This window comes from Flavobacteriales bacterium, from assembly GCA_030584065.1.
In the GTDB taxonomy this organism is placed as follows: domain Bacteria; phylum Bacteroidota; class Bacteroidia; order Flavobacteriales_F; family PHOS-HE28; genus PHOS-HE28.
The window spans coordinates 2236785-2249986 of record CP129489.1 but is presented as its reverse complement, the minus strand read 5'-3'; the positions used below and the strand labels follow the sequence as shown (position 1 = coordinate 2249986).

10 protein-coding genes are annotated in these 13202 nt (G+C 64.1%); all 10 read left to right on the top strand.

Features of this window, described 5'->3' with window-relative positions; genetic code table 11:
• Positions 1–48: 48 nt before the first annotated feature.
• The 10 genes from QY325_09575 to QY325_09530 all read left to right on the top strand — a co-directional run bounded on the left by QY325_09575 (position 49) and on the right by QY325_09530 (position 13164).
• A complete protein-coding gene (locus tag QY325_09575; protein WKZ65012.1) occupies positions 49–336 on the top strand; it encodes a twin-arginine translocase TatA/TatE family subunit in 288 nt (95 codons plus the stop codon).
• Positions 333–1262, top strand: a complete 930-nt coding sequence (locus QY325_09570; protein WKZ65011.1) for a sodium:calcium antiporter — start codon at positions 333–335, stop codon at positions 1260–1262. The genes QY325_09575 and QY325_09570 overlap by 4 nt, the downstream gene beginning before the upstream one ends.
• Positions 1263–1426: 164 nt before the next feature.
• Positions 1427–3619 (top strand): glutamine synthetase III, encoded by a 2193-nt coding sequence (locus tag QY325_09565; protein WKZ65010.1) that lies wholly within the window; start codon positions 1427–1429, stop codon positions 3617–3619.
• Positions 3620–3774: 155 nt separating this feature from the next.
• On the top strand, positions 3775–5766 hold the full coding sequence (locus QY325_09560) for an OmpA family protein (GenBank protein WKZ65009.1): 1992 nt from the start codon (positions 3775–3777) through the stop codon (positions 5764–5766).
• Positions 5767–5825: 59 nt separating this feature from the next.
• Entirely contained in the window at positions 5826–6998 is a 1173-nt protein-coding gene (locus QY325_09555; GenBank protein WKZ65008.1) for an AIR synthase-related protein, read from the top strand.
• Positions 6999–7044: 46 nt separating this feature from the next.
• Positions 7045–8127, top strand: a complete 1083-nt coding sequence (gene prfA, locus QY325_09550) for a peptide chain release factor 1 (GenBank protein ID WKZ65007.1) — start codon at positions 7045–7047, stop codon at positions 8125–8127.
• A gap of 99 nt (positions 8128–8226) precedes the next feature.
• The gene (gene pyrF / locus QY325_09545) at positions 8227–9054 is read left to right on the top strand and encodes an orotidine-5'-phosphate decarboxylase (protein WKZ65006.1); all 828 of its coding nucleotides are present in this window, start codon (positions 8227–8229) and stop codon (positions 9052–9054) included.
• 943 nt (positions 9055–9997) lie between these two features.
• Entirely contained in the window at positions 9998–11008 is a 1011-nt protein-coding gene (locus QY325_09540; GenBank protein WKZ65005.1) for a T9SS type A sorting domain-containing protein, read from the top strand.
• Between the two features lie 46 nt (positions 11009–11054).
• A complete protein-coding gene (locus tag QY325_09535) occupies positions 11055–11651 on the top strand; it encodes a hypothetical protein (protein ID WKZ65004.1) in 597 nt (198 codons plus the stop codon).
• 496 nt (positions 11652–12147) lie between these two features.
• Positions 12148–13164 carry a T9SS type A sorting domain-containing protein gene (locus tag QY325_09530; GenBank protein ID WKZ65003.1) on the top strand — a complete coding sequence of 339 codons (1017 nt, stop codon included), beginning with the start codon at positions 12148–12150 and terminating at the stop codon, positions 13162–13164.
• Positions 13165–13202: the final 38 nt, after the last annotated feature.

Genomic DNA, 13202 nt, shown 5'->3' with positions numbered 1-13202 from the left:
GCACGGAAGCCCTGCCCCAGCGGCAGGGCTTCCTACTTTCGGCCCCCGATGCGCCCAGCACTCCTCTTCGACATCAGCGGCGGTGAGTTCCTGGTGGTCATGCTCTTCGTGCTGATGTTCTTCGGCGCCAAGGGCATCCCGGATATGGCCCGCACCGTGGGCCGCTTCATGCGCCAGGTGCGCGATGCGAGCAACGAGGTGCAGCGCGAGATCCACCGCGGCGCCGATGAGGTGCGCCGCAGCGCGCTGGAGCATCAGCGGCAGGTGACGAGGATGGTGGAGGGGGATGAAAGCCGCGGCCCGGAGCCGGGCGGTGAACCTGCGCAGAAGCCATGATGGACCTCCTGCTCACCCTTGGCGGGCTCATCGTGCTGGTCATCGGCGCCGAGGTGATGGTTCGGGGGGCGGTGGACCTGGCCCTGCGGGCCCGCATCTCCCCCTTGGTCATCGGCCTCACCGTAGTGAGCATGGGCACCTCCGCGCCCGAGCTGCTGGTGAGCCTGCTGGCAGCCATGAAAGGCTCCTCGGCCATCGCCATCGGCAATGTGGTCGGTTCCAACATCGCGAACATCAGCTTCATCCTGGGCCTGAGCATCCTCATCTTCCCCATCGAGGTGGACCGCGATGCACGGCGCATCCATTGGCCGGTGATGATGGCGGTCTCCCTGCTCTTCTGGTGGCTCTTCCAGGACGATTGGGTCATGCGGTGGGAGGGCTTGCTATTCGTAGCCCTGCTGGCAGTCTATGTCGGCTGGATGGTCTGGTCATCGCGGCGTTCCGCCCTGTCGCGGGCCGTTGAGCCGGCCAGGATGGCCTGGTGGAAGGCCACGGCGCTGCTCCTGGCCGGGGTGGCCGCCCTCACCCAGGGCGCCGATTGGTTCGTGGACGGCGGCGTGGGACTGGCCCGTTCGGCGGGCGTCAGCGAGCAGCTCATCGGCGTCACCGTCATCGCTTTCGGCACCTCCCTGCCCGAGCTGGTCACCTCCATGGTGGCGGCCTTCCGCAAGCAGCCGGACATCTCGCTGGGGAACCTCATCGGCAGCAACATCTTCAACCTGCTGGGCATCATCGGGCTCTCCGCTGTGGTGCAGCCCATCCAGAGCGACCATGCGGCCTTTGCGCTGGACATCGTCGCGATGCTCGCCGTGGCCCTGGTGCTCTATCCGCTCATGCGCTTCGGCTCGCGCATGGGGCGCTGGCAGGGCGCCATCCTGGCAGCGGCCTATCTGGCCTACATCTTCTTCGTCATCGCCCGGGGCTGATCCGCCCCAGCGTGCCCGGGTGCTGCCCCGCTGGGCCTGCTCTTGCGGCGCAGTTCCGGCCGCGTGAAGCTGAATTGATGGGGGTGTTCGTAACAAAAGCATCAATTTTCTGGAGACACCCCCCTTCTGCGCGGTAGCTTTGCCGCCGAAACACCCATTTTTTCATGCCCACCCCCCAGATTCGCATCAAGGCCCTCGAGGATGTGCTCAACCGCGCGCCGCGCTTCGTGGATCCGCCCTCGCAGAAGATCAGCGAGTACTTCGGCGCCCATGTCTTCGGCGAGGATGCCATGCGCATGTTCCTCACCGAGGATGCTTGGTATGCGGTGCGCCAGGCCATCCAGCACGGCGAGCGCATCGACCGCAAGCTGGCCGACCAGGTGGCCAGCGGCATGAAGGAGTGGGCCTCCACCAAGGGCGCCACGCACTACACGCATTGGTTCCAGCCCCTCACCGGCCTGAGCGCCGAGAAGCACGACGCCTTCTTCGAGCCCATCGGGGGCGGTCGCAGCATCGAACGCTTCGACGGCAGCATGCTCGTGCAGCAGGAGCCCGATGCCAGCAGCTTCCCCAGCGGCGGCATCCGCAACACCTTCGAGGCGCGCGGCTACACCGCCTGGGACCCCGGCAGCCCGGCCTTCGTCATCGGCCGCACGCTCTGCATCCCCACGATCTTCATCAGCTATACCGGCGAGGCGCTCGACTACAAGATGCCGCTGCTGCGCGCCATCCGCGCCATCGATGAGGCCGCCACGGCAGTGGCCCAGTACTTCGACAAGGATGTCACCAAGGTGATCGCCACCCTGGGCTGGGAGCAGGAGTACTTCCTCATCGACAAGGCGCTGTACTACGCACGCCCCGACATCATGATGACCGGGCGCGCCCTCTTCGGTCATATCCCCGCCAAGGGCCAGCAGCTCGAGGACCACTACTTCGGCAGCATCCCCGACCGCGTGCGGGCCTTCATGCGCGAGTTCGAGACCGAGGCCCTCATGCTCGGCATCCCGGTGAAGACGCGGCACAACGAGGTGGCCCCCAATCAGTTCGAGTGCGCGCCGGTCTTCGAGGAGATGAACCTGGCCGTGGACCACAACGTGCTGCTCATGGACATCATGGAGAAGGTGGCCCAGCGCCACGACTTCCGGGTGCTCCTCCACGAGAAGCCCTATGCCGGCGTGAACGGCAGCGGCAAGCACAACAACTGGAGCCTGGCCACCAACACCGGGGTGAACCTGCTGAAGCCCGCCAGGACGCCGAAGGAGAACATCCGCTTCCTCACCTTCTTCGTCAACACCATTGCGGCCATCCACCGGCATGCCGACGTGCTGCGCGCCAGCATCGCCAGCGCGGGCAACGACCACCGCCTGGGCGCGAACGAGGCGCCCCCCGCCATCATCAGCGCCTTCATCGGCGAGCACCTCAGCGCCCTGCTCGACGGGCTGGAAAAGAACATCAAGGGGGCCATGTCGCCCGACCGCAAGACCGAGCTGAAGCTCGACATCGGCCGCATCCCGCCGGTGATGCTCGACAACACCGACCGCAACCGCACCAGCCCCTTCGCCTTCACGGGCAACAAGTTCGAGTTCCGTGCGGTAGGCAGCAGCGCCAATTGCGCAGGCGCCATGACCGTGCTGAACACCATCGTGGCGGCCCAGCTGCGCGAGTTCAAGCGGGAGGTGGACGCCCTGATCGCCAAGGGGGCCAAGAAGGACGAGGCCATCCTGCGCGTGATCCGCGACCTCATCGTGCGCAGCAAGGCCATCCGCTTCGAGGGCAATGGCTACGGCGAGGAATGGGTGCGCGAGGCCGCCAAGCGCGGCCTGAGCAACATCAAGGACACCCCGCGTGCCCTGGATGTCTGGAGCCGCAAGGAGACCATGAAGCTCTTCGCCGACATGGGCGTGCTCAGCCCGGTGGAGACCGAGGCGCGCCACGAGATCGAGCTGCACAGCTACACGCTGAAGGTGCAGATCGAGAGCCGTGTGGCCGGCGACCTGGCCCGCAACCACATCGTTCCCGTGGCCATCGCCTACCAGAACCGCCTGATCGAGAACGTGAAGGGGCTGCGCGAGGTGCTGGGCGCCGAGAAGGCCAAGAAGGCCACGGTCACCCAGGTCGCCCTCATCGAGGAGATGAGCGAGCGCATCAGCGCCGTCATCCAGCTCGTGCATGACATGACCGAGGCCCGCAAGAAGGCCAACAACCTGGAGGACGCCCGCGAGAAGGCGCTGGCCTATTGCGACCAGGTGAAGCCCTTCCTGGACAGGATCCGCTACCAGGCCGACAAGCTGGAGCTGCTGGTGGACGATGAGCTCTGGCCCCTGCCCAAGATGCGCGAGCTGCTCTTCACCCGCTGAGGGTCAGCGGTTCGCGGGGGGCGTTGGCTCCGGCGCCCTCCGTCCGTTCAAGCCCCTTGGCCATTGGTGGAACTGTTTATCTTCGCCGCGACCCCATTCGGATTCACCTTTTCCATTACCCGATGATTACACGGAAGATCCTGGCGAGCCTCTCCATGTGCCTCCTCCTGAGCACCATGGCCGTTGCGCAGGGAGGCCGCTTGGCCGATGAGGCGAACGATGCCTACCGGAAAGGGTTCTACTTCAACGCGATCGAGCTCTACAAGAAGGCCTACACCGTGGAGAAGAAGGCCGCCACCAAGGCGGAACTCATCTTCATGGTGGCCGAGAGCTACCGGATGCTGGGGGATGTGCAGCAGGCGCAGGTGTGGTACGAGAAGGCCAACAAGGCCCAGTACACCGACCCCGTGGTGTACTTCTGGATCGGCGAGATGCAGAAGCAGCAGGGCAAGTACGCCGAGGCCATCGCCAGCTACAACAAGTACAAGGAGAAGAAGAGCAACGACCCCCGCGCCGATGCCGGCATCGCCGCCTGCCAGATGGCCCAGCAATGGAAGGACAGCCCCACCCGCTACACCGTTGACCCCGAGGTGCTGCTGAACACGCCGCAATGGGACTTCACCCCGGCCTTCGCCGACAAGAAGAACGAGACGGTGGTCTTCACCAGCTCGCGCCCGGCCAGCACCGGGGCCGCCGCCGACGACATCACCGGCGATGCCTTCACCGACCTCTTCACCAGCACCCGCGACCGCCTCGGCAAGTGGAGCGAGCCCGTGAAGCTGCCGCTGGAGGTGAACTCCGAGGGCAACGAGGGCGCGCCGATCTTCAACAGCAAGCGCACCATCATGTACTTCACGCGCTGCCCCGCCGAGAAGAAGAAGATCCAGGGCTGCGACATCTGGATGAGCAAGAAGGTGGGCAACAACTTCAGCGCGGCCGTGATGCTGAAGCTGAAGCCCGAGGCCGGCAAGGAGGATTCGCTCAACATCGGCCACCCTGCGCTCGGCCCCGATGACGAGTACCTGGTGTTCGCCAGCAATGTGCCCTTCCCCGGCCACAAGGGCGGCCGCGACCTCTACAAGGTGGCCCTCAACAAGGATGGCATGCCCGTGGGCGCGCCCGCCAACCTCGGCGAAGAGGTGAACACCCCCAAGGACGAGCTCTTCCCCTTCGTCCGCTTCGACGGCAACCTGTACTTCGCCTCCAATGGCCGGCCCGGCATGGGCGGCCTTGACATGTTCATGGCCGAGAACAACGCCAGCGGCATGTGGACCGCCGTGGACAACCTGAAGTCGCCCCTCAACAGCGCTTCCGACGATTTCGGCATCGCCTTCGACGGGGAGAACGACCGCGGCTTCTTCACCAGCAACCGCGCGGGCGGAAAGGGGCAGGACGACATCTGGCGCTTCTACATGCCCGACCTCGTCTTCGCGCTCCAGGGCAACGTGTACGACAAGCTCACGGGGCAGCCCATCCAAGGCGCCAAGGTGAGCGTGGTGGGCACCAATGGCAGCAACTTCAGCGCCCTCACCGATGAGAACGGGGGCTTCGCCTTCGTGGAGAACGGCAAGGACCGCTACATCAAGGAGAACACCAGCTACAGCATCCTCGCCGAGAAGGAAGGCTACCTGGTGGTGAAGGACCAGATCACCACCGTGGGCCTGGCCGAGAGCACCACCTTCGTGAAGGAGTACTTCCTGGAGCCCATCAAGGGTCCCATCGCGCTGCCGCAGATCCTCTACGATGTGGACCAGTTCTTCCTGCGCCCGGAGGCCAAGGACAGCCTGGAGACGCTGTACAACACCCTCATCGACAACCCGAACATCGTCATCGAGCTGCGCTCGCACACGGATGCACGCCCCACCCGCAAATACAAGGGCGGCAACAAGGAGCTCTCCCAGCTGCGCGCCCAGAGCTGCGTGAACTACCTCATCGAGAAGGGCATCGATCCGGCCCGCATGGTGCCGGTGGGCATGGGTCCGGATGAGCCGATCATCGCCATGGACGTCATCAAGAAGATGGCCACCCGCGAGGAGCAGGAGGCGGCCCACCAGAAGAACCGCCGCACCGACTTCAAGGTGCTGCGCACCGACTTCGTACCGGGAACGGGCAGCGCGCCGCAGGCTCCGCAGGAACCGAAGAATTAGCTCAACCCCTGAATGGAGGAGCATCCCGCGCAAGGGGATGCTCCTCTTCATTTCACCCCATGGCCAACGACAGCCGCTACGCCCAGCGAGGCGTCTCATCCGGGAAAGAGGAGGTCCACCGTGCGATCGCTGGCCTTGACAAGGGCCTGTACCCGAAGGCGTTCTGCAAGGTGGTGGCCGACGACCTCACCGGCAGCGCCGACCATTGCATCGTGATGCATGCCGATGGTGCCGGCACCAAGAGCGCCCTCGCCTACGCCTATTGGCGCGAGACCGGCGACCTGAGCGTGTGGCACGGCATCGCCCAGGATGCCGTGGTGATGAACCTGGACGACCTGCTCTGCGTGGGCGCCACGGACAGCATCCTCCTCAGCAGCACCATCGGCCGCAACAAGCGCCTCATCCCCGGGGAGGTGGTCGCCGCCCTGATCGAAGGCACCGAGCTGTTCCTGGGGCGCATGCGGGCCTTGGGCATCGGCATCCGCAGCACCGGCGGCGAGACCGCCGATGTGGGCGACCTGGTGCGCACCGTGATCGTGGACAGCACCGTCACCTGCCGCATGCGCCGCGATGCGGTCATCGACAACGCCCGCATCCAGGCCGGCGACGTGATCGTGGCGCTGGCCAGCTATGGGCAGGCCACCTACGAGGACGCCTACAATGCCGGCATGGGCAGCAACGGACTCACCAGCGCCCGCCACGACGTCTTCGCCAAGGAAGTGGCCGCCAAGTACCCTGAGACCTACGATCCCGGCACCCCGGCCGAGTTGGTGTATTGCGGCCAGGCCCGGCTCACCGACCCGCTGGACGGCACCCCGCTGGACCATGGCCGGGCGGTGCTTTCTCCCACCCGCACCTATGCGCCGGTGGTGCGGCAGGTGCTGGAAGCCATGCGGGCGGACATCCACGGCATGGTGCATTGCAGCGGCGGCGCCCAGACCAAGGTGCTGCACTTCGTGGAAGGACTGCGCATCATCAAGGACGACCTGATGCCCATCCCGCCGCTGTTCAACGCCATCCAGCGCATGAGCGGTACCGACTGGAAGGAGATGTACAAGGTCTTCAACATGGGCCACCGGCTGGAGTTCTACGTGCCCGAGGCCCGCGCCCAGGAAATCATCGCCATCGCCTCCTCCTTCGGCATCGATGCCAAGGTCATCGGCAGGGTGGAAGCAGCCCCCGCCAAGGAAGTGGTCCTCACCAGCCCGCACGGCACCTTCACCTACCAATAGGGCATTTCCCCCGCATTCCCCGCGCCTCCGCGTGAGGCTCCCTCCCATGTCCGACCTCCTCGCCAAGCTCTCCGCCCTGCACGACCGACGCACCGAGATCGGCAAGCAGCTGGCCGACCCCGCGGTCATCGCCGACCAGAAGAAATTCGTCGAGCTCAACCGGACCTATCGTGACCTGGAGCCCATCGAGCAGGCCTTCTTCCGGTTCAAGAAGCTGCACGACGACCTGGCCGGCGCGGAGGAGATGCTGCGCACGGAGAAGGATGCCGACCTCCTGGAGATGGCGCGCGCCGAGCGGGAGGAGAGCCATGCCGCCATCGATGCCATGGAGGAGGAGGTGCGGATGATGCTGGTGCCCAAGGACCCGAACGATGGCCGCAACTGCACCGTGGAGGTGCGCGCGGGCACGGGCGGCGATGAGGCGAGCCTCTTCGCGGGCGACCTCTACCGCATGTACACCCGCTACTGCGAAGGCCGGGGCTGGAAGGTGGAGGTGGCGGATGTGAGCGAGGGCACTGCCGGCGGCTACAAGGAGGTCATCTTCAACGTCATCGGCGAAGGCGCCTACGGGGTGCTCAAGTTCGAGGCGGGCGTGCACCGCGTGCAACGGGTGCCCGCCACCGAGGCCCAGGGACGCATCCATACCAGCGCCGCCACGGTGAACGTGCTGCCAGAGGCGGAGGACACCGATGTGGAGCTGAGGGAGAGCGACGTGAAGATGGAGACCGCCCGCAGCGGCGGCGCCGGGGGGCAGAACGTGAACAAGGTGGAGACCAAGGTGCGGCTCACGCACATCCCCACGGGCATCGTGGTGATGTGCCAGACGGAGCGCAGCCAGCTCGGCAACCGGATGAAGGCCATGCAGATGCTGCGCACCAAGCTCTATGAGGACAAGGTGCGGGAGCAGGAGGCCGCCGTGGCCGCCCAGCGCAAGAGCCAGGTGAGCAGCGGCGACCGCAGCGCCAAGATCCGCACCTACAACTATCCGCAGAGCCGCGTCACCGACCACCGCATCGAATTCACCGCGCACAACCTCCCGGAGGTGATGAACGGCGACCTGCAGGACCTCATCGATGCGCTGCAGCTGGCGGAGCGCACCGAGAAGCTGAAGGCCGAGGCCGGCCTCTGAGCCATCGCCCGGGCATGCGGGGAACCCCTGCGACGTGGCCGACGAATTCTCCGCGATCGGCGCGGCGCTGTGGTGAACAGTGCGGATCTTCGCGCCCGCATGACCCGCTCAGCGCTCGTTTCCCTCATCCGCCGCAAGAAGAGCCTGCTCTGCGTGGGCCTCGATACCGAGGAGCACCTGATACCCGAGCACTTCGGCCAGGAGAGCCACCCGGTGCGCGCGTTCAACGAGGCCATCGTGGAGGTGACGCATGACCTCGCCGTGGCCTACAAGCTCAACCTGGCCTTCTACGAAGCGCTCGGCGAGGAAGGCTGGCTGGACCTCGAGGCCACCATCGCCTATATCCGCAGCAAGGGCGATTGCCTCATCATCGCCGATGCCAAGCGTGGCGACATCGGCAACACGGCCCGCAAGTATGCCGAGGCCTTCTTCGATGTGCTCGGCGTGGATGCCATCACGCTCTCGCCCTACATGGGCCGCGACAGCATCGAGCCCTTCCTGCACCGCCCCGGCAAATGGGCCATCGTGCTCGGCATCACCAGCAATGCGGGCGCCGACGATTTCCAGTTCATGGCCGATGCGCAGGGCAACCGGCTCTTCGAGGAGGTCATCTCGAAATGCGCGCGATGGGGCGGCCGCGATGAGCTCATGTTCGTCACCGGCGCCACGCGCCCCGAGTTGCTGCGGCGTGCGCGCGAGCTGGCGCCCGACCACTTCCTCCTCGTGCCCGGTGTGGGCGCGCAGGGCGGCGACCTCGATGCCGTGCTCGACGCGGGCCTCACGCGCGAGGGCGGCCTGCTCATCAACAGCAGCCGCGGCGTGCTCTATGCGGGGCAGGGCCAGCAGGCCATCCCCATGGCGCGCCAGGCGGCCAAGGCGATGCAGGAGGCCATGGCGCGGAGGATGCAGGCCAAGGGACTGATCTGAGGGCGGAGCGCTTCGCAGCCGCAGCACCTTCACCGGCAACAGCGATCAGCGCTGTTTCGGGCATCGGTGCGCTGGCGATGTTCATCCGGGATTATTGTTCATTGGAGCGACAACCCGGGGGTGAACTTCAAGGGCCGCTTGCGGTTCATCTGCACCAGCGCGTACACGGGCGTGCCTCCGCACGACTCGCCAGGGTTGCCCGAGGTGCGGGGGCTTCACATCCGAGCCTCAATAGGCAACTCCAGCGGATGCACGGAATCTGACGCAGAAGCGAGCTGGCGCGTCCTGTGAGAGCCATGACCGGGCCCACGCCGTGCATCGCGGGCTGCGCCTTGCGTCCGCGACATGCAGCTCCTCTGAGTGGCGGCATACGAATTGAAAACAGCAGGTGGTCTATGTATGAAATTAATCACAGCGCCTTGGATGATCCAATTCCATCACCTATATTCGTTCATCATGAGATTCCTTCGGTGCCCATCGGATCCATGCATCGATCGCATAGGCGGTCCGAGTCCGGAGGGCCTCGAAGCTGCTGTACGGGCAGCTGCCGCCTGGCAGGAATCGGGCTGTCACCCCGCAGCTCTCTCTCTCTCTCTCTCTCTCTCTCTACAATGACACGGCCTGCAAAGGCCGCCACGAAAAAGCCCCCGGTGCGCGAACACCGAGGGCCGAACTCCGCGGGCTGAGGCCCTCGAAGCCCGCTCATGTCCCACCTAACCCTCGCTAAAAGGCAAACGAAACAGAGCAGCGCGAAGATAAGGTGCCACCGCTGAGCCACCCCGGCAGCACCGGGCCGTGCATACACGGTCTCTTGGCGGAGCCTTGCCGCATCCCGCGACGGACAAGGACTTGAAAGGAGCGGAAGAGGACCGGGACGATGCCACCCTGAGCCCTGAGCATGTCGAAGGGCGAAGGGTGCTCCCGGCCGATACGAGAAACGACGATGACCTCCAACGCGATGAACAACAGGTGGTGCCGCTTGGCACTGGTGCTTGGCGTGCGCTGCCTGTTGTTCGTTGCTGCCCCGCGCTGCGAAGCGCAGAACCTGGTGCCCAACCCGGGGTTCGAGGAGACCGATAGTTGCACCTTCGGGCTTGGCCTAGGTGAACTGCACCATTGGTACAGTGCCTACTTAACCCCGGATCATTTACAAAGTTGCCTTCCATATGGCTCAGTGAACGGACTGCCCCTGAACATCGCGACCTATCAGCATCCCTATGAAGGGAGTTCCTGCGCTGGAATCATCACCTTCGATGACCACAGCGGAGTTGAATGGCGTGAATGGCTTATGGTACCCTTGACGGATACTTTGGTGCCTGGTCAGGCTTACTACTGCAGCTTCCGGGCTAATGCGGCATTCGGCGGTTACGACCCTCTGAATTGGCTGGCCAGCAGCAATCTGGGCATGCTTTTCACCACCTACGACAGGCGCTGGAGCTGGGGCGACCCCTATCCTGCGGCCTTGAACCAGGCGCACATCTTGTATCCGCAGATCTTGAGCGATACGGTGGGTTGGACCCCGGTGAGCGGCAGCTTCGTGGCGGACAGTGCCTACACCTACCTGATGATAGGCAACTTCTTCAGCAACGCGCTAACCGATACCCTCCACTTTGCCCCGCCGGGACCGGGTTGGTACGCCTTCAGCTTCACCCTACTGGACGCAGTGTGCGTTTCACCCGATCCGGACGGTTGTGAGCAAAGCCAGAGCATAACGGAAATGGGCGAGGTAGGACCCTTCGTGTACCCGAACCCGGCCAGCGCTGTGCTGATGATCGGCAACGCTGCCGGGCGCGATGCGGTGGTGCTGGACATGCTGGGGAAGCGGATGTGGAGCGGCAGGGTGCAGCTTGATCGCTTCGTGTTGGATGTGGGATCTTGGGTGCGCGGTGCGTATGTGTTGCAGGTCCAAGGAGTACGAAGTGTGCAGGTCGTGAAGTTCGTATTGGCCGAGTAGGGAGCATCGTTCCGGTCCTTTCAGTGAACCAATAACACGAAAGGACATGAGAACGAAGAATTTCTTGAAGCACTTGGTCCTGGGTGCGCTGTTGCTGACGACCGGCAAGGTGGTGGGGCAATCCACTACACCTGGTAATGTGGCTGTCGGCCCAACCGATTTCCTGGGTTGGAACACCAACGCGATCAACAATTTCCCGCTGATGGTGCGGCATGATTTGAACCAGCCGATCGATTGGTACACGGCTGCCATTCAGCGCATGCGGCTCAACCCCAACGTCACCGGCCCCATCGGCCCAACACCCGGTTTCCAGTTCCCGAACATCAACCGAGATGGCTTCCTGGTGCTCAGCGGAACGGACAACGCCTTCACCAATGCTGGCAGCCGCGCGCCATTCACGCGGCTGCATTTGGTTGATAATGCCGTGATTGCGAACGACCCGGTGGTCTACGCGCAACAGCACGGCTTCCGGCCCTGGCAACGGAATGGTGTCACCTTTACCGGGAACAGCGATCAGAGTTACGTGGGCCAGCGCTACTACGGGGAGGATGAGACGGACTTCGTGATCCACTGGAGCGACAATCCGGACGGGAGACCTTGGGGCACGGATCGGATGAATAGAGCAGGGAGCAGTGCCATTTGATCAGGAGGTTGAGTTGTGCATGAATTATCCACGGCCAGCACCAATCTTAGAAGAACAATGTAGTTTCACACTCGTGAACGAGCAGAGCCGCATCGATATGCGCTTGGCGCTGGCCGCTTGGCCGCTTGGCCGCTTGGCCGGCTAATTCTCCAACTCGCCAGTTGGTATTCTACGCCGGTGTGCCATTGCACTCCAGCTCGTTTTTGTTCCCAACTGCCAACGCCATGGTCTGCTGGCGGCTTGAACGGCTCCCTGTTGCCCATGCGCACAGGCGCCGCCGCAAGCACCGCTTGCGACGGCCCCGGCCCGAAGCGTTCTGCTGAGGGCCGGGGTATCTTGCACCACCTAGGGCGCTGCACCGGGCATACTCGGGCAGCGCCCCCGCCGCCCAGGTGGTCTTATGGGCGGGCACGCGGAAGGCGCCATGGCCGCGGACAACCCGTATCTCAAGGAGGCGGGCCGGAGCGATGCTCCCGGCCGATACGAACAATGAACGATGACCACACGCGCGATGAACCTCACGTGGCCCGGTGCGAGTCTCGGCTTGGTGCTGGGCTGCTTGGGGTTTGTTGCTGCTCTACGCTGCGAAGCGCAGAACCTGGTTCCCAACCCGGGATTCGAGGAGACCGATAGCTGCACCTTCGGACTGGGCTTGGGTGCCCTGCACCACTGGTACAGCGCCTACCTCACCCCGGACCACTTGCAAAGTTGCCAGCCTTACGGTACTGCCAACGGCTTGCCCTTGAACATCTTCACCTTCCAGCATTCCTTCGAGGGGAATTCCTGCGCAGGTATCTTCACCTACGATGGGCATACCGGACAAGAGCAGCGCGAATGGCTGATGGTGCCCTTGCTGAACACCCTGGTGCCAGGCCAGACCTACTACTGCAGCTTCCGGGCGAATGCGGCATTCGCAGGTAATGGTCAGAACCCACAGAATTGGCTGGCCAGCAGTGAACTGGGCATGCTCTTCACCACCTATGATCGGCCATGGAACTATGGTGATCCCTATCCTGCGGCCTTGAACCAGGCGCACATCCTGTATCCGCAGATCCTGAGCGATACGGTGGGCTGGACCCAGGTGAGCGGCAGCTTCGTGGCTGACAGTGCTTACACCTACCTGATGATCGGCAACTTCTTCAGCAATGCGCTCACTGATACACTTCATCTTGCTCCGAACGTACCCGAGTGGGGGAGGTTCAGTTACACACTGGTGGATGCGGTGTGCGTGTCACCCGATCCGGACGGTTGTGAGCGCAGCCAGGGCATGGAGGAGTTGGGCACGGCAGTCCCCTTCGTGTATCCGAACCCGGCCAGCGCTATGCTGGTGATCGGTAATGCGGCCGGGCGCGATGCGGTGGTGCTGGACATGCTGGGCAAGCGGGTGTGGAGCGGCAGGGTGCAGCATGATCGCTTCGCGTTGGATGTGGGAGCGTGGGCGCGCGGTGCATACGTGATCCAGGTGCATGGTGTACGAAGTGTGCAGGTCGTGAAGTTCGTATTGGCCGAATAGGCGCATTGTTCCGGTCCTTTCAGTGAACCAACAACACG

Coding starts and splice junctions, on each gene's coding strand:
- QY325_09540 (WKZ65005.1), top strand. CDS start 9,998: ATGACCTCCAACGCGATGAACAACAGGTGGTGCCGCTTGGCACTGGTG.
- QY325_09565 (WKZ65010.1), top strand. CDS start 1,427: ATGCCCACCCCCCAGATTCGCATCAAGGCCCTCGAGGATGTGCTCAAC.
- prfA (WKZ65007.1), top strand. CDS start 7,045: ATGTCCGACCTCCTCGCCAAGCTCTCCGCCCTGCACGACCGACGCACC.
- QY325_09575 (WKZ65012.1), top strand. CDS start 49: ATGCGCCCAGCACTCCTCTTCGACATCAGCGGCGGTGAGTTCCTGGTG.
- QY325_09530 (WKZ65003.1), top strand. CDS start 12,148: ATGACCACACGCGCGATGAACCTCACGTGGCCCGGTGCGAGTCTCGGC.
- QY325_09535 (WKZ65004.1), top strand. CDS start 11,055: ATGAGAACGAAGAATTTCTTGAAGCACTTGGTCCTGGGTGCGCTGTTG.
- QY325_09570 (WKZ65011.1), top strand. CDS start 333: ATGATGGACCTCCTGCTCACCCTTGGCGGGCTCATCGTGCTGGTCATC.
- QY325_09555 (WKZ65008.1), top strand. CDS start 5,826: ATGGCCAACGACAGCCGCTACGCCCAGCGAGGCGTCTCATCCGGGAAA.
- QY325_09560 (WKZ65009.1), top strand. CDS start 3,775: ATGTGCCTCCTCCTGAGCACCATGGCCGTTGCGCAGGGAGGCCGCTTG.
- pyrF (WKZ65006.1), top strand. CDS start 8,227: ATGACCCGCTCAGCGCTCGTTTCCCTCATCCGCCGCAAGAAGAGCCTG.